This is a genomic window from Streptosporangium sp. NPDC003464 (genome assembly GCF_053588315.1).
Genome location: NZ_JBSFPS010000235.1, coordinates 1 through 15960, shown reverse-complemented (window position 1 = coordinate 15960; position 15960 = coordinate 1). Strand labels below are relative to the sequence as shown.

At 72.1% G+C, this 15960-nt stretch carries 13 protein-coding genes; 7 read left to right on the top strand and 6 right to left on the bottom strand.

The window, feature by feature from the left end; translation table 11 throughout:
* The first annotated feature begins 39 nt into the window (after positions 1-39).
* A complete protein-coding gene (locus tag ACWDS7_RS37000) occupies positions 40-783 on the top strand; it encodes an amino acid ABC transporter ATP-binding protein (RefSeq protein WP_306861516.1) in 744 nt (247 codons plus the stop codon).
* Positions 784-839: 56 nt separating this feature from the next.
* On the opposite strand, the gene ACWDS7_RS36995 is transcribed toward ACWDS7_RS37000, so the two are convergent.
* Positions 840-2345, bottom strand: a complete 1506-nt coding sequence (locus ACWDS7_RS36995) for an APC family permease (protein WP_451933041.1) — start codon at positions 2343-2345, stop codon at positions 840-842.
* Positions 2346-2483: 138 nt separating this feature from the next.
* A complete protein-coding gene (locus ACWDS7_RS36990) occupies positions 2484-3794 on the bottom strand; it encodes an MATE family efflux transporter (protein WP_306861512.1) in 1311 nt (436 codons plus the stop codon).
* Between the two features lie 339 nt (positions 3795-4133).
* On the opposite strand from ACWDS7_RS36990, the gene dnaB reads away from it, so the two are divergent.
* Complete coding sequence (gene dnaB / locus ACWDS7_RS36985) at positions 4134-5489, top strand: replicative DNA helicase (RefSeq protein ID WP_306861510.1); 1356 nt, start codon at positions 4134-4136, stop codon at positions 5487-5489.
* Between the two features lie 106 nt (positions 5490-5595).
* Here the strand turns inward: dnaB and ACWDS7_RS36980 are convergent, their stop codons facing one another.
* Both ACWDS7_RS36980 and ACWDS7_RS36975 read right to left on the bottom strand, forming a co-directional pair.
* Entirely contained in the window at positions 5596-6096 is a 501-nt protein-coding gene (locus tag ACWDS7_RS36980) for an anthrone oxygenase family protein (RefSeq protein WP_451933040.1), read from the bottom strand.
* 89 nt (positions 6097-6185) lie between these two features.
* On the bottom strand, positions 6186-7022 hold the full coding sequence (locus tag ACWDS7_RS36975; protein WP_451933039.1) for an NmrA family transcriptional regulator: 837 nt from the start codon (positions 7020-7022) through the stop codon (positions 6186-6188).
* An 82-nt stretch (positions 7023-7104) separates the two neighbouring features.
* On the opposite strand from ACWDS7_RS36975, the gene ACWDS7_RS36970 reads away from it, so the two are divergent.
* On the top strand, positions 7105-8058 hold the full coding sequence (locus ACWDS7_RS36970; protein ID WP_451933038.1) for an AraC family transcriptional regulator: 954 nt from the start codon (positions 7105-7107) through the stop codon (positions 8056-8058).
* Positions 8059-8205: 147 nt separating this feature from the next.
* Here the strand turns inward: ACWDS7_RS36970 and ACWDS7_RS36965 are convergent, their stop codons facing one another.
* On the bottom strand, positions 8206-8949 hold the full coding sequence (locus tag ACWDS7_RS36965; protein WP_451933037.1) for a phosphodiesterase: 744 nt from the start codon (positions 8947-8949) through the stop codon (positions 8206-8208).
* Between the two features lie 82 nt (positions 8950-9031).
* On the bottom strand, positions 9032-12196 hold the full coding sequence (locus ACWDS7_RS36960) for an amino acid adenylation domain-containing protein (RefSeq protein ID WP_451933036.1): 3165 nt from the start codon (positions 12194-12196) through the stop codon (positions 9032-9034).
* Positions 12197-12476: 280 nt separating this feature from the next.
* On the opposite strand from ACWDS7_RS36960, the gene ACWDS7_RS36955 reads away from it, so the two are divergent.
* From ACWDS7_RS36955 to ACWDS7_RS36940, 4 genes are all read left to right on the top strand, one after another.
* The gene (locus tag ACWDS7_RS36955) at positions 12477-13949 is read left to right on the top strand and encodes a class I adenylate-forming enzyme family protein (protein WP_451933035.1); all 1473 of its coding nucleotides are present in this window, start codon (positions 12477-12479) and stop codon (positions 13947-13949) included.
* Positions 13946-15286 (top strand): condensation domain-containing protein, encoded by a 1341-nt coding sequence (locus ACWDS7_RS36950; protein WP_451933034.1) that lies wholly within the window; start codon positions 13946-13948, stop codon positions 15284-15286. Before ACWDS7_RS36955 ends, ACWDS7_RS36950 begins: the two co-directional genes overlap by 4 nt.
* Before the next feature lie 3 nt (positions 15287-15289).
* The gene (locus ACWDS7_RS36945; RefSeq protein ID WP_306857021.1) at positions 15290-15520 is read left to right on the top strand and encodes a phosphopantetheine-binding protein; all 231 of its coding nucleotides are present in this window, start codon (positions 15290-15292) and stop codon (positions 15518-15520) included.
* The coding region (locus tag ACWDS7_RS36940; RefSeq protein ID WP_451933033.1) for a thiamine pyrophosphate-dependent enzyme at positions 15513-15960 on the top strand (448 nt) is incomplete at its 3' end. The genes ACWDS7_RS36945 and ACWDS7_RS36940, both read left to right, overlap by 8 nt.

Below are 15960 nucleotides of genomic sequence, written 5' to 3'. Positions count from 1 at the left end.
CGACCCACGGCCCGGCGGCCCGCCGGGTGAGGAGAACCCATGAGCCTGCTGACCATCGAGGGCGTCTGGAAGAACTACCACGGCCACAGCGTGCTGCGCGGGATCGACCTGTCGGTCGAGGCGCACGAGGTGGTCTGCCTCATCGGCGCCTCCGGCTCGGGGAAGTCCACGCTGCTGCGCTGCGTGAACCTGCTGGAGACCGTCGACGACGGCACGATCCACCTGGACGGCGACGAGATCACCGACGTCCGGGCCGACGCCGACGACGTGCGCAGACGCATGGGCATCGTGTTCCAGGCGTTCAACCTCTTCCCGCACATGACGGTGCTGGACAACATCACGCTGGCCCCGCGCAAGGTGCACGGGGTCGGCCGGGAGCAGGCCGAGGAGCAGGCGCGTGAGCTGCTGGCCCGGTTCGGCCTGGCGGACAAGGCGGGTGCCTACCCCGACCGGCTCTCCGGCGGCCAGCAGCAGCGCGCCGCCATCATCCGGGCCCTGGCCACCCGGCCCCGCCTGATGTTGCTGGACGAGGTCACCTCGGCGCTGGACCCGGCGCTGGTCAAGGAGGTGCTGGAGATCATCCGGGAGCTCAAGGAGGGCGGGATGACCATGATCCTGACCACTCACGAGATGGGCTTCTGCCGGGAGATCGCCGACACCGTCTGCTTCCTGGACGGCGGCGTGCTCCTGGAGCGCGGCACCCCCGAGCAGATCTTCACCGAGCCCCGGCAGCCCCGGACCCGGGAGTTCCTGCAGAGCGTGCTCGACGCCCGGCGGATGTAGGGCTTCCCCGCGGCGGGGCTCAGCGGCGGTGCCGGCCGGAGGCTCGGCGGCGGGGCTCAGCGGCGGTGCCGGCCGCGGATCTCGAGGCCGAGCGGGTCCGCCGGGGGCCGTACACCGGCGAGCACGCTGTTGCGCCTGCCGTACACCAGGTAGACCAGCACGCCGAAGGCCATCCAGGCGGCGAAGTACAGCCAGGTGATGACCTGCAGGTTCACCAGCAGCCACAGGCAGGCGGCGATCGAGGCGATCGGTACGCCGGGGGAGAGCGGGACGCGGAAGCCGCGCGGCAGGTCGGGCATCGTCCGCCGCATCCTGATCACTCCGGCGGACACGGCGATGAACACGAACAGGGTGCCGATCACGACCAGCGGTTCGAGTGTCAGCACCGGCACGAGCTCGGCCAGCAGGATCGCCAGACCGCCGATGAGCAGGGTGACCCTGGTCGGGCTGTGGTAGCTCCGGTTGATCCTGGCCAGCGGGCGGGGGATCAGCCCGTCGCGGGCCATGGAGAACATCACGCGGGTCAGGCCGACGATCAGCACCAGGACGACCGTGGTGAGGCCGAGGACCGCGCCGATGTTGATGATGTGCACCATGAAGCCCTCGCCCGCCTGGCGGAAGGCGTTGGCGAGCGGGGCCTTCGGGCTGATCTTGTCGTAGGAGGTCATGCCGACCATCACCACCGCGACCGCGATGTAGATCACCGTGGTGATCACCAGGCTGCGGATGATGCCTCTCGGGATCGACCGGGGGGCGTCCTCGGCCTCCTCGGCCGCGGTGGCCACGATGTCGAACCCGATGTAGGCGAAGGCGATGACCGCCGAGGCGGCGAAGATGCCGAACCAGCCGAACGCGCTCGTCTGGCCGAAGAGGATGCCCAGCAGCGGCGAGTGCAGGGTGTCGGCGGCCGTCTCGACGGGGGCCGCCGGGACCGGGATGGTCGAGAGGTTGTGCTGGTCGAAGTGCTTGGCGCCGACCACGATGACCGCGCCGACGGCCAGCAGCTTGGCGACCACGATGATCCACAGGGTGCGCAGGCCGACCCGGGCGCCCAGCGCCACCACGGCCGTCAGCGCCACCAGGATGAACAGTGCGAACAGGTCGAAGCCCTCGGCCTGACCGGTGATCTTGGTCAGCGGGCCGGGCAGGCGCACGCCGAGGTCGGCGAGCATCTGGGCGGCGTAGAGGGACCAGGCCCGGGCCACCACCGCGGTGGCCAGCAGCAGCTCCATCACCAGCGCCCAGCCGACGATCCAGGCCCACACCTCGCCGAAGATGACGTAGGTGAAGGTGTAGGCGCTGCCGGAGGTCGGCATGGCCGACGCCAGCTCCGCGAAGCAGAAGGCCACGAGCAGGCTGGTGATTCCGGCGATCATGAAGGAGAGGATCACTCCGGGGCCCGCCATGGTGGCCGCCTGGCGGCCGGCGACGCTGAAGATGCCCGCGCCGATCATGACGCCGACACCCAGTACGATGAGGTCCGCACGGCCGTAGGCTTTGGGCAGACCGTGGCGCGCACCTGTCCACCGGTCCGTGGCCTCGCTCGGCGGCAGGCGACGCACGATCGATGAAGCTGCACCTTCGGGCACGACGCGACCCAATCATGGGGGGGTGAAGACCCTTTTGTCGGACGTGTTCACAGTGCCGCAGGGGAATGCCTCGTACAAGGGGTAGCCGGTCACGTGGTGGACACCGCCAGATCACGCACCGATCACCAGCCACGCTCTGCCGTAGGCACGCAATCCCAGAGTGACCAGCCGGGCCGTCATCCACACCCCCAGCGCCAGCCACAGCGCGATCAGGCCGCCGCCGACGGTGACCACCAGCAGCGCGGCGGGCAGATAGGCGAGCGTCGTCCACAGGCTCGCCCAGGCGAGATAGCGCTGGTCACCGGCGCCGATCAGCACCCCGTCCAGGACGAACACCACCCCGGCGGCCGGCTGCAGGGCCGCCGCCACCCAGAGCAGGCCGAGCAGCTCCCCGGCCACCGCCGGGTCGGCACCGAACAGGGCGGGGACGAACGGCCTGGCCACGACCAGGGCGAGCCCGAGCACCACGCCTGAGCCGATCCCCCACATGACCATCCTCCGGGTCGCCGCCCGGGTCCCGGCCACGTCGCCGGCGCCCAGGGTGCGGCCGGTGATGGCCTGCCCGGCGATGGCGATGGCGTCCAGGGCGAAGGCCAGCAGGGTCCAGATCCTGAAGGCGACCGTGTGGGCCTCGATCTGGGTCTCGCCCATGCGGGTGGCCACGGCCGCCGAGACGGTCAGCACCATCTGCATGCACGCCGTACGGACGACCAGGGCGACCCCGGCCGAGCCCGCCGCCCTGATGCCCGCCAGATCGGGCCGGAGCGGCGCCTTGTGCCGCCCGAACACCAGGGCGAGATAGACCGCGGCGCCGAGCGACTGGGCCAGCACCGTGCCCCAGGCCGAGCCCGCGACGCCCCAGCCCAGGCCCAGGACGAACACGATGTTGAGCACCGCGTTGAGCGTGAAGGAGCCGACGGACACCAGCAGCGGGGTGGCGGTGTCCTGCAAGCCGCGCAGCACGCCGGTCCCGGCCAGTACGAGCAGCATGGCCGGGACGCCCAGCAGGCTGATCCTCAGATAGGTCACCGCCTGCCGGGCCAGCTCGCCCTCGGCGCCGATCAGCTGGACCAGCCAGGGCGCGAGCGGCCACACCACCACGATGATCGCCAGCCCGACCCCGGCCGCCAGCCAGAGGCCGTCCACCCCCTGCCGCATCGCCTGCCGGTGGTTGCCCGCGCCGATCTGCCGGGCCACCGCCGCCGTCGTGCCGTAGGCCAGGAACACGCACAGTCCCACCAGGACGCTCAGCACGGTGCTCGCCACCCCCAGCGCGCCGAGCGCGGGAGCGGGCAGGCGGCCGACGACGACGGTGTCGGTCAGCAGGAACAGCGGCTCGGCGACCAGCGCTCCGAAGGCCGGTACGGCCAGCCGGAGGATCTGCCTGTCGTGGTCGCGGCCGGCTCTGGGGGTAAGAGGCACGGATCCATTGTGCCTCTTACTCACAGGGGCGCCCCCAAAAGGATCAGCGGGACAGTCCGTACCGTGTGAGGAGAGTCTCGGCGTGTCGCCCCAACTTTCTTTCCTCCACAGGCGGTGGATGACGTTTCCCCAGTACAGACGGCCTTCCGACGCTGTGGAAAAGAGTTATCCACAGAACTGTCCCCAGGGTGCCCACATCTCTGGGGAAGAAGTGCACACCTTATCCACACCCCTGTCGACAGGTTGCGTTGCCACTTGGTCCGAGGAGCGGCGAGACTGTCAGACTGGTCGGCTAAAAATTGGGGATGGCGTAACTGTGTTCGAAAGAGGGGGTGTGCGGTGAGCATCGCGGAGCCACCGGTCTTCGAGCCGGGATTCGAGCGCACCCCGCCGAACAACATCGAGGCCGAGCAGTCCGTGCTCGGCGGCATGCTGCTGTCCAAAGACGCCATCGCCGACGTGGTCGAGATCCTGCGGTCCGACGACTTCTACCGCCCGGCCCACCAGATCATCTACGACATCATCACCGACCTCTACGGCCGCGGTGACCCCGCCGACGCCGTCACCATCTTCGACGAGCTGCAGAAGCGCGGCGAGGTCGCCCGGGTCGGCGGCGGCGCCTACCTCCACACGCTGACCGCCGTCGTCCCCACCGCGGCCAACGCCGGCTACTACGCGCGGATCGTCCGCGAGCAGGCCATCCTGCGGAGGCTGATCGAGGCCGGCACCCGCATCGTCTCCTACGGGTACGGCGGGCAGGACGAGGAGGTCGACGACCTCGTCGACCGCGCCCAGGCCGAGATCTACAAGGTCACCGAGCGCCGCACCTCCGAGGACTACGTCCCGCTGGCCGACATCATGCCCGGCGCCCTCGACGAGCTGGAGGCGATCGGCGGCCGGGGCGGTCAGATGGTCGGCGTCCCCACCGGCTTCCAGGATCTCGACGCCCTCACCAACGGCCTCCACCCCGGCCAGATGATCGTCGTGGCCGCGCGCCCGGCCATCGGCAAGTCGACCCTGGGACTGGATTTCGCCCGTTCCGCAGCTATCAAGCACGGTATGACCACCGTCGTGTTCTCGCTGGAGATGTCGCGCAACGAGATCACGATGCGCCTGCTGTCCGCCGAGGCACGGGTGGCGCTGCACAACATGCGCTCGGGCACGATGACCGACGACGACTGGGCCAAGCTGGCCCGGCGGATGGGTGAGGTGGCCGAGGCGCCGCTGTTCATCGACGACTCGCCCAACATGTCGATGATGGAGATCCGGGCCAAGTGCCGCCGTCTCAAGCAGCGCAACGAGCTGCGCTTCGTCATCATCGACTACCTGCAGCTGATGTCCTCGCCGAAGAAGACCGAGAGCCGCCAGAACGAGGTCTCGGAGATCTCCCGGGCCATCAAGCTCCTCGCCAAGGAGCTGGAGGTCCCGGTCATCGCCATCTCCCAGCTCAACCGTGGCCCCGAGCAGCGGACCGACAAGCGCCCCATGGTCAGCGACCTCCGCGAGTCGGGCAGCATCGAGCAGGACGCGGACATGGTCATCCTTCTCCACCGAGAAGACGCCTACGAGCGCGAATCGCCCCGGGCGGGCGAGGCGGACCTGATCGTGGCCAAGCACCGTAACGGCCCCACCGCCACGGTCACCGTGGCCTTCCAGGGCCACTACAGCCGCTTCGTCGACATGGCCCCCCACTAGCGACACACCCGGACCGCCGGAGGACCGGACCCCGGGTGTCCCGGCGGGTCCGGTCCTCGTCGTGGGCGGCGCGCCGGGGTGCCCGGGGCGCCCCGGCCCGGCCGGGTCAGGCGGTGCCCCCGTGCACGATCAGGGCCCAGACGAGACAGCCGAAGGCGGCCGTGGACGCCACCGCGCGGACGGTGTTCCAGCGGACCCACTTGGCCTCGAACGCCTGGCGGACCGCCGCGGGGTCGGCGATCGCGGCGGGGTCGCCGGCCGCGGCGAGCTGGTCGTTGAGCGGTACGTTGACGGTGAAGGTGACGACGAGCACCACCCCGTACAGCACGAGGCCGGCCACGATCCAGGGGAGCACGGGCCGGCCGCCCCCGCTGAGGTGCAGCGCCCCCGCCGCGATGGTCAGGATCAGCGCGCCGGCGAACGCGAGGGCGAACCAGCCGTTGAGGATCTTCACGTTGATCCACTGCATCGCGCTGATGAAGCTCCGGTCATCCGTGCGGCTCAGGCCGAGCATGACCGCGCAGGCGAACGAGTAGAACAGGCCGGCGGTGAGCCCCATGGTCAGTGTGGACGCGGCCAGTGTGGCGGTTCTCAACAACTCGAACATCCCATCCTCCGTCAATGAAGATCAAATTTCTGGCGTGGAGCCCGGGCCCGCTCCCGCCGGGCCCGGCTCCGCACCCATGGTCCCGGCCCTCAGCCGTTCCAGACGCCGGTGGCCGCGGCGTCTCGCGCGTAGTCGGCGAAATCCCGGGGCTCCCGGCCCAGGGCGCGCCGGACGCCGTCGCTCAGATGGGCGTTGCGGCCGTCCAGGACCTTGGTGAACAGCCCGGTCAGCAGCGTCGCCTCCCCGGCCGGCAGGCCGTACTCCACGAGCGCGGCCACGTACTGTTCCGGGGAGACCGGCAAGTACCGTACCTCCCGGCCGGCGGCTTCCGCGATCTCCTGGGCGGCGTCGGTGAAGGTGAGCAGCCGAGGGCCGGTCAGCTCGTAGATCTGGCCCGCGTGCCCGTCCTGCGTCAGCGCCGCGACCGCGACGTCCGCGATGTCGTCGGCGTCGACGAACGGCTCCGCCATGTCCCCGGCCGGCAGCGCGACCACGCCGCTGAGCACCGGCTCCAGCAGGTAGTGCTCGCTGAAGTTCTGGCAGAACCAGCTCGCCCGCAGGATCGTCCACTCGGTGCCGGCCTCCTGCATCGCCCGCTCGCAGACCTGGGCCTCCTCCTCGCCCCGGCCGGACAGCAGGACGAGCCGCCGGACGCCGCTGTCGGCCGCCAGCCCGGCGAACGAGCCGATCGCGGCGGCGGCGCCGGGGAAGGCCAGGTCCGGGTAGTACGTCACGTACACCGACTCCACGTCCCGCAGCGCGGGCGCCCAGGTGGCCTGGTCGTCCCAGTCGAAGGGGGGCCTGCCGGAGCGGGAGCCGACCCGGACCGGCAGGTCGCGGGCGGTGAGCCGGTCCACCACCCGGCGTCCGGTCTTGCCCGTGCCGCCGAGGACCAGTGTCGTTGCCTGTCGCGTGTTTTCCGTCATGCCATTAGTGAAGCGCCGGAAGGGTTGGACGGAACATGGCTGAGAGACGCAACTCCATGTTTGTGCGTCTAAAATCAGGCGCATGGATGTACTCGCGGGTCTTCTGGACGGGCCGAGAGCCCGGGGCGCGTTCCTGCTGCGGTCGATCCTGTCCCCGCCCTGGTCCATGCGGATCCAGGACCGGGCGCCGCTCACCCTGGTGGCCATGATGCGGGGCCGGGCGTGGGTGGTCCCCGACAGCGGCGAGCCCGTGCGGCTGGGCCCCGGGGATGTCGCGATCATGCGCGGCCCGGATCCCTACACGGTCGCCGACGACCCGGCGACCCCGCCCCAGGTGGTGATCCATCCCGGGCAGCACTGCACGACCCTGCGGGGCGAGCCCCTGGAGCAGGCGATGGACCTGGGCGTGCGGACCTGGGGCAACAGCCCGGACGGCTCGACGATGATGCTCACCGGCACCTACCAGATGCACGGGGAGGTCAGCCGGCGGCTGCTCGCGGCGCTGCCCGCCCTGCTGGTCCTGCCCGACGACGCCTGGGACTGCCCGCTCATCCCGCTGCTCGGCGACGAGATCGTCAAGGACGACCCGGGCCAGGGGGCCGTTCTCGACCGGCTGCTCGACCTGCTGCTCATCGCCGTCCTGCGGGCCTGGTTCGCCCGCCCGGAGGCGGAGGCACCGGCCTGGTACCGGGCCCACAGCGACCCCGTGGTGGGACGGGCCCTGCGGATGCTCCACAACAATCCGGCCCATCCCTGGACCGTGGCCGCGCTGGCCGCCGGGACCGGCGTCTCGCGCGCCTCGCTGGCGCGCCGCTTCACCGACCTGGTCGGCGAGCCGCCCATGGCCTTCCTCACCGGCTGGAGGCTGGCCATGGCCGCCGACCTGCTGCGCGAGAGCGACGTGACCATCGGCGCGGTGGCCCGGCAGGTCGGCTACGGCAGTTCCTTCGCGCTCAGCACCGCCTTCAAGCGCGTGTTCGGCGTCAGCCCGCAGGAGCACCGCGGCCTGAAGGCCCATGACGAGGCCGTGGCCTGAAGGTCCGCGGGGCCGCCCTTGGCGGGCACCCCGTTCCCGCCGGGAGGCGTGGCGGCGGAGCGGGCGCCGGAGGGTCCCGCGGCGTCGGCCCGCGCGGCGGGCCGGGCGCCCTCCCGCCCGGTGGGAGGGCGCCTGTGCCGTACGGGTTCAGACGACCGGGCGCACGTGGGTGGTGAGGCGGCCGCCCTCGAAGAGATGGACGGCGAACTGGGGCGGCAGGCCGTAGTCGACGGGGACCGGCGCGGTGGTCTCCTGGGGGAGCAGCGCGGTGGAGATGACTCCGGGGGCGACGATCAGCGGCAGCCCGGCGAAGGTCGTGCTCGCCGCCGTGTGGGCGTGACCGGCGATCACGGCCACCACCTGGGGATGCCGCCGCAGGACCTGCTCCAGCCGCTCCGGGGCGCGCAGTCCGATGCCGTCGACGTAGGGGATGCCCAGCGCCACCGCCGGGTGGTGCATCCCCACGATGACCGGGGTCGTGGGCGACTCGGCGAGGACGGTCTCCAGCCAGGCGATCGTCTCGTCCTCCAGGAAGCCCTCCGGCCGTCCGGGGATGCTGGAGTCGCACAGGGCCACGGTCAGGCCGTCGAGCCGCAGGACCTGGTTGACCGGGCCGTCGCCGTCGCCGTCCTCGCCGAGCAGGACCTTGCGGAAGGCCGCGCGGGCGTCGTGGTTGCCCGGGCACACCACCGTCGGGTAGCGCGAGGCGAGCAGCTCGCGCGCGATCTCATACTCCTCGACCGCGCCGTGGTCGGCGATGTCCCCGCTCACGATGACGGCGTCCAGCGGCCCGGGGAGGCCCTCCAGGTGCCGCATGACGGCCCGGGTCCGCTCGACGCTGTCCGGGGAGCCGCCGATGTGGATGTCGCTTATGTGCGCCAGTGTCAGCATGCCCCAACGGTGCCACACGCCGCTCCGTCCCGGCGCTCGCGGTACGGCCCGCGCCCTGCCGGCCGTACCGGTGGGAGGGATGTCAGGGGAGCAGGACCAGGCGGCCGCGGAGGCCGCCCGCGGCGAGGCGGTCGTGGGCGGCCGCGGCCTGGTCGAGCGGGAAGGTGCCGGCCACCCTGAGGGTCAGCCGGCCGTCGTCGGCGAGCCTGGCGAGCTCGGCCAGCCGGGCCCCGTCGGCGCGGATCCAGACGTTGGCCACCCGGGTGCCGCGCAGCGCGACGGGCGCGCCGCCGAGCACGGCCACGTAGCAGCCGCCGCCGCGCACCGCGGTGAGCGCGGCCGTGCCGACCGAGGCGGCGTCGATCGCGCCGTCCGTCCCGCCCGGCACCAGCTCCCGTACGGCGGAGCCCAGCTCGGCCATGTATCCCGGCAGCTCCCGCCTGGCGTGCTCGCCGATCTCGTCGAGGAGCCCGCGGGCGTCCGGAGCCGGTACGGCGTAGGCGACCAGCCGGTCCCCGCGCACCGCGACGACCGCCTGCCGTACGGCGGGATGGGCGTCGAGCACGGCCTCGATCTCGCCGAGCTCGATGCGGTGGCCCCGGAGCTTGACCTGGTTGTCGGTGCGGCCGAGGAACTCCAGGGCGCCGTCGCCCCGCAGCCGGGCGCGGTCCCCCGTGCGGTAGACGCGGGAGCCGCCGGGGCCGGGGACGAAGCGCTCGGCGGTCAGGGCGGGGCGGCCGAGATAGCCGGTCGCGACTCCCGCGCCGCCGATGAGCAGCTCGCCCGGGACCCCGATCGGGGCGGGAGCGCCGGTGGGGTCCAGGACGTGGACGGTGGTGTTGGCGATCGGGCGGCCGATGACGATCTCGCCGGGGTCCTCGGGGACCTCCCAGGCCGTGGACCAGATCGTGGTCTCGGTCGGGCCGTAGACGTTGACGAGCCGGTCCACCCGGGGACGCAGCTCGCGGGCGAGCCGCGCCGGCAGCGGCTCGCCGCCGGTCAGGCCCGTCACCCGGGGCAGGTCCCCGGTGAGCAGGACCCGCCACCCCGACGGCGTCGCCTGGACGTGGGTCACGCCCGCGTCCCGGACGAGCCGGGCGAGCCGGGCGCCGTCGCGGGCCGTCTCGGCGTCGGCGACGACCACCCGGCCGCCGGTCACCAGCGGCAGGTACAGCTCCAGGGCGGAGATGTCGAACGACAGCGAGGTCAGCGCCAGCCACGCGTCCCGGGGCGAGGACCCGACCAGGCCCCGCATCGCCAGCAGGAAGTTGGTCAGCGCCCGGTGCGGCACCACCACGCCCTTCGGACGCCCGGTGGACCCGGAGGTGTACAGGACGTAGGCGGTGTCGCCGGGGCCGGGCCGCGAGAGCGCGGCGGTCGCGGGGGGAAGGTCGTCGAGGCCGGTCAGCACCAGCGCGGCCGCGGAGTCCTCGATCACGTACGAGACGCGGGCCTGGGGGTAGTCGGGGTCGACCGGCAGGTAGGCGGCGCCGCTCATCGCCACGCCCAGCAGCGCGACGACCATGTCCGCGCCGCGCTCCATCCGGACCGCGACCAGCGAGCCGCGGCCGATGCCGGCGGCGCCCAGCCGGCCGGCCAGCTCCGCGGCCCGCCGTACCAGCTCCGCGTAGGTCACGGTGTTCACCACGGCGCGGCCGGGGGCGGCGGCCGGCCGGCCGGCGGGGGCCGGTTCCGCGGTGGCGTCCGGGGCCGGCTGTCCGGGGTGGGTCAGGGTCTGCACCGCGACGGCGTCCGGGGTCGCGGCGGCCTGCTCCAGCACCAGGTCGACCAGTGTCACGCCGGGCAGCTCGGCGCCGGTCCCGTTCCACTTCTCCAGCAGCGCGAGCTCGGCCTCCGGCAGCATCCGCAGCGAGCCCACCGGCACCTCGGGGTCGGCCACGGCGGCCACGAGCAGCTCCTGGAAGCGGGCGACCATCCGCTCCACGGTCTCGCGGTCGAACAGGTCGGTGCTGTAGACCACGCTGCCGAGCAGGTGGCCGTCGTGGGCGGGGGAGATGTCCACCGACAGGTCGAGCCGGGCCCGGGACCAGCCGTGCGGGAAGGGCGTGGCGGTCAGGCCGGGCAGCGGGTCGACCCACTCGCCGTGGGTGTGGAAGGCGAACAGGGTCGCGAACAGCGGGGTGCGGCTGAGGTCCCGCTCCACGTCCAGCTCCGCCACGAGCCGTTCGAAGGGGACGTCCTGCCGGGAGAGCGCGTCCAGCACGACCCGCCTGGTGCGCTTGAGCAGCTCGCCGAAGGTGGGGTCGCCGGACAGGTCGCAGCGGAGGGCCAGCGTGGTCGACAGGAAACCGATCATGGTCTCCAGCTCGGTGCTGTCGCGGCCGGCCGACGGGGTGCCCACGCAGAAGTCGCTCTGGCCGGTGTGCCGGGCGAGCAGCACCTGGTAGGCGGCGAGCAGCACCATGTACGGCGTGCAGCGGGCGCGGCGGGCCAGGTCCCGGACGGCGTCGGCCACGTCGGCGTCGATCCGGAAGTCCACCTCGCCGCCGGCGCCGCTGCGCTGGACGGGACGTGGCCGGTCGGTGGGCAGTTCGAGGGGCGGCACCCCGGTCAGCCGCTCGACCCACCACTGGAGGCCGGAGTCCGCCGCGTGCCGGCGGCGGGCGTGCTCGCCGTACTGGAGAGGCAGCTCGGGCAGCGGGGCGGTGCCGCCGCTGCCGTAGTGGACGGCCACCTCGGAGCGGAGCACGTTCAGTGACCAGCCGTCGCCGTTGATGTGGTGCAGGACGACGCAGAGCACGTGCTCGTCGGGTCCGAGACCGATCAGCGCGACCCGGAACGGGGGCGCGGCGGACAGGTCGAAGGCCGTGTTGGTGAGCATGGAGACCAGGCCCCGCGCCTCCTGCTCGTCCCCGGCCGTCAACCGCTCCAGCGTCACGGGCGCGGGCGGGTCGACGATCGCCAGCGGCTCTCCGGCCACCTCCCGGAACCGGGTCCGCAGGCTCTCGTGCCGGGCCGCCACGGCGGTGAAGGCGGCCTCCAGCGCGACCGTGTCAAGGCGGCCTTTCAACCTGTAAACATAGGATGTGTTGTAGGCCGAGTCGCTTGGATCGAGCCGGTGGAGAAACCACAGCCGCTGCTGTCCGTACGACAGCGGGTATTCCGTCGCAGGTCGGCCGGGGGAAACGGTCTCTGGCTGGGGCACGCAGAGCTCCTTCGTCGGCCGCGGGCCCGCATTCGCGCGATGGCGCCTGAAAATGGGAATGCGGAAGCCCGCTCCGCGCATATTTACCGAGTTGAGCACGTAATGGGAAAAGCTTCTTTCTGGAAAGAAACCTTTCAGTTAGTTCTGGGTGGTTAGTGTTACACCTCCGCCCGGGGTGCGCAAGGCCCTGTGTGGCAGGGGTTTCCGGTGCTCTCGCGAACCTCGGCAAAGGGCTTGCGCTGCTGTGGCGATCATGTAAGACTGACGCTCGTTTTAGAATAGTAAAGATTCTTTCCTGTTGTGACTCAGGCGCCCGCATGCGCTGAGCTCATATACATCCGATCTTTATTGGGAGGTTCACATGGTGAACCTGACCGTCCCCCAATTGCTCAGAGACCGAGCCTCCACCGACCCCGACGGGGTCGCGCTGATCGTGCACGGCTCGGATCCGCTCACCTATCGCCAGTGGCACGAGCGGTCCGCCGTGATCGCGAACAGCCTGATGGCGCGGGGTGTCACCAGGGGCGATCGGGTGGGCCTGGTCTTCGGGAGCGCAGACTGGGCGGACTACGCCGTGGCGTTCTGCGGGGTGCTGGCGGCCGGGGCGGCCGCCGTGCCGCTGTCGGACCGCCTCGCCCCCGCTGATCTGCGCTTCATGCTGGAGCACTGCCGTGCGAGCGGAACCGTCCACGCCGGCGGGCTCACCGTGCCCGAGGTCGGCTGGAGCGCCACGGTCGCCGAACTGCGGGGCGAAACGTCCTACGAGCGGAGCGGGGCGGCCCGCGAGCTGACCTGTCCCGCCCCCGGAGACCTCGCCCAGATCCTCTACACCTCCGGGACCACGGGTCGCCCCAAGGGCGTGTCGGCCACCCACGCCAACCTGGCCTACGGCTGCGGCGCCAAGCGGCGCCCGTTCGCGCACTCCAGGCACCTGCTCCACGCCTTCCCGATCGGCACGAACGCCGGTCAGGCCATGCTGATCAACGCGCTCGACGCCCACCCGGCCGTGGTGACGCTGCCGCGCTTCACCCCGGGCCGCTTCGCCGCGCTGGTCGAGTCCTACCGGGCCGGGACGGTCTTCCTCGTCCCCGCGATGGCCATCGAGCTGATCAACGCCGGGGTCGGCGAACGCTACGACCTGTCCAGCGTGCTGCTGCTCGGCTCGGCCGCCGCGCCGCTGCCCTCGGCCGTCGCCCAGGCGCTCACCACGGCCTTCCCCAAGGCGACGATCACCAACTACTACACCTCGACCGAGGCCGCCCCCGCTCAGACGATCATGATGTTCGACCCGGACCGGCCGGGGAGCGTCGGCCGCGCGGTGGCCGGGGGACAGGTCAGGATCGCCACCGCCGAAGGCGCGCCGCTCCCGCAGGGGGAGACCGGCGAGGTCTGGATGCGGTCCCCGGCGGCGCCGCGCGCCTACTACGGCGACCCCGAGAGCGGGACCTTCCGCGACGGATGGGTGCGGATGGGCGACCTCGGCCGCATCGACGCCGACGGCTACCTCTACCTCGTCGACCGGGAGGGCGACGTGGTGAAGTCCGGCGCCTACAAGGTCTCCACGATCCACGTCGAGGAGGCCGTCTACCAGCACCCGGCCGTGGTCGAGGCGGCCGCCTTCGGGGTCCCGCACCCCGTGCTCGGCACCGTCGTCGCCGTCACCATGGTGACCCGCGTCCCCCTCACGCCCGAGGAGCTGCGGATCTTCCTCAAGGGCCGGCTCGCCCCGCACGAGCTGCCCGCCCACGTGACCACCGCCGGCGCGCTGCCCCGCAACAACGGCGGCAAGGTCGACAAGCGGGCCCTGCGCCGGGCCCTGGAGGACGCCCGATGACCGGCGGCGCGGCCTCCGCCGGGCAGGAGACGGCCGAGGTCACCTTCACCCAGCAGGGGATGTGGGTCACCGAGCAGACCGTGAAGGTGGGCACCGCCTACCACATGCCGCTGCTGGTCCAGCTACGCGGCGAGCCCGACACCGCGGCGCTGCTGGCCGCCTGCGCGGCCGTCGTGGAGCGGCATCCGGTGCTGCGTGGCCTGGTGGCGGAGGTGGGCGACGAGCTGCGGCTCGTGCCCGGCGCCGAGGTCCCCGTACGGCGGGCGGCCGGCCCCCCGGGAGGTCCGGCGGGCGGTCTGCCGGACGGTCCGCTCACCGGTCCGGGAGGTCCGGTGGACGGTCTCCCGGACGGGTTGTTCACCGGCCCGGCGGGCGGGACGGGCGTGGACGCGGCGGTACGGGAGGAGATCCTGCGCCCCTTCGACCTGGAGCGCGGCCCCCTGGCCAGGTTCACCCTGTTCGAGACCGGACCCGGGCGGCACCTGCTCGTCTTCGTCGCCCACCACCTGGTCTTCGACGGCCAGTCCAAGGACATCCTGGTCCGCGACCTGGCCGCCTTCTACAACGGCGAGCGGCCGCCCCCGCTGCCCGCGATCGACCACGGCCGCGCCGAGCGCGACCGGGTGGCGGCCCTGCTCCCGGCCGCGAAGGAGTTCTGGAAGCCCCGGTGGCGCGATCCGGGCGAGACCGTGCTGCTCGGCCGGGCGCTGCGGTCCCGGCGGGCGGGGGAGGGGCGGGTGCTACGGATCACCGCCGACCCGTCGGTCCCCGGGCTCACCCGGTTCGAGGTGCTGCTGGCCGCCCTGCACGTCCTGCTCTCCGGGTACGGCAACGCCGAGGTGACCACCGCCGTCGACCTGTCCACCCGGCCCGCCGAGGCGGCCGGCCACATCGGCCTGTTCGTCAACGAGCTCCCGGTCACCTCCACCCCCTCACCGGAGACGACCTTCCGGGCGTTCGCCACCGCGCTCCGCGCCGAGCTGCGGGAGGTCTACCGGTTCCGGCAGGTGCCGCTGACCCGCGCGATGCCCCGCATCCGGCCGCACGCCGCGCTGGTCCCCGTCTCGGTCAGCTACCGCACCCGGCACGGCGCCGACCCGGTGTTCGCCGGCCTCGACACCTCGGTGGAGTGGACGGTCTTCAACCACGCGGTCCGCGGCGCGCTGCACCTGCAGTGCGTGGACGGTCCCGGCGGCCTCACGATCAGCCTGCGTCACGACCCCGAGGCGGTCCCGGACGCCGCGAAGGCGGCCACCGACCTGCGCCTCCTGCTGGAACGCGCCACACACGACCCCGACCTGACGCTGAACGAAATACTGAACGAAATTCTGGAGTAAGAGATGGGTTCCGTCACCACCCTCACCGACCAGGTACGCGAGATCTGGGAGGAAGTCCTGGGCATCTCGCCGATCGACGACCACGACGACATCTTCGACCTGGGCGGCCACTCCCTGACCATCACGCAGATCATCGCCCGGATGCGCAAGCGCCTGGACATCGAGGTCTCCCTGGACGCCTTCTTCGACAACCCCACCATCGCCGGGATCGTGGAGTCACTCGGCGATGACTGAGACCCTCGACCGGCTCCGCCTGTCCCGTCTGGACGACGACGACCTGGAACTGCTGCTGCTGGTCCGGCACTTCGAGCTGAAACTCCTGGAGCTGTACGGCAGGGGCGAGCTCAACGGCACCACGCACACCTGTCTCGGCCAGGAGTACGTCCCGGTGGCGCTGCGCCCGCTGCTCGGCCCGGACGACCACGTCTTCAGCAACCACCGGGGCCACGGCCACTACCTGTCCGCCTTCCGCGACCCGCACGGCCTGCTCGCCGAGATCATGGGCAGGGAGGGCGCGGTCTGCGGGGGCGTCGGCGGCAGCCAGCACATCCACCGCGACCGCTACCTGTCCACCGGTGTGCAGGGGGAGAGCCTGCCCGTGGCCGCCGGGGTCGCCCTCCACCTCAAGCGGTCCGAGCCCGGCGCGCTGGCCTGCGTCTACATCGGCGACGGCA

Bases quoted from the DNA above. Each gene is read 5' to 3' on its own strand.
- ACWDS7_RS36980 (WP_451933040.1), bottom strand. From the start codon at position 6,096: ATGTTCGAGTTGTTGAGAACCGCCACACTGGCCGCGTCCACACTGACC.
- ACWDS7_RS37000 (WP_306861516.1), top strand. From the start codon at position 40: ATGAGCCTGCTGACCATCGAGGGCGTCTGGAAGAACTACCACGGCCAC.
- ACWDS7_RS36965 (WP_451933037.1), bottom strand. From the start codon at position 8,949: ATGCTGACACTGGCGCACATAAGCGACATCCACATCGGCGGCTCCCCG.
- ACWDS7_RS36950 (WP_451933034.1), top strand. From the start codon at position 13,946: ATGACCGGCGGCGCGGCCTCCGCCGGGCAGGAGACGGCCGAGGTCACC.
- ACWDS7_RS36975 (WP_451933039.1), bottom strand. From the start codon at position 7,022: ATGACGGAAAACACGCGACAGGCAACGACACTGGTCCTCGGCGGCACG.
- ACWDS7_RS36960 (WP_451933036.1), bottom strand. From the start codon at position 12,196: ATGCGCGGAGCGGGCTTCCGCATTCCCATTTTCAGGCGCCATCGCGCG.
- ACWDS7_RS36955 (WP_451933035.1), top strand. From the start codon at position 12,477: ATGGTGAACCTGACCGTCCCCCAATTGCTCAGAGACCGAGCCTCCACC.
- ACWDS7_RS36970 (WP_451933038.1), top strand. From the start codon at position 7,105: ATGGATGTACTCGCGGGTCTTCTGGACGGGCCGAGAGCCCGGGGCGCG.
- ACWDS7_RS36945 (WP_306857021.1), top strand. From the start codon at position 15,290: ATGGGTTCCGTCACCACCCTCACCGACCAGGTACGCGAGATCTGGGAG.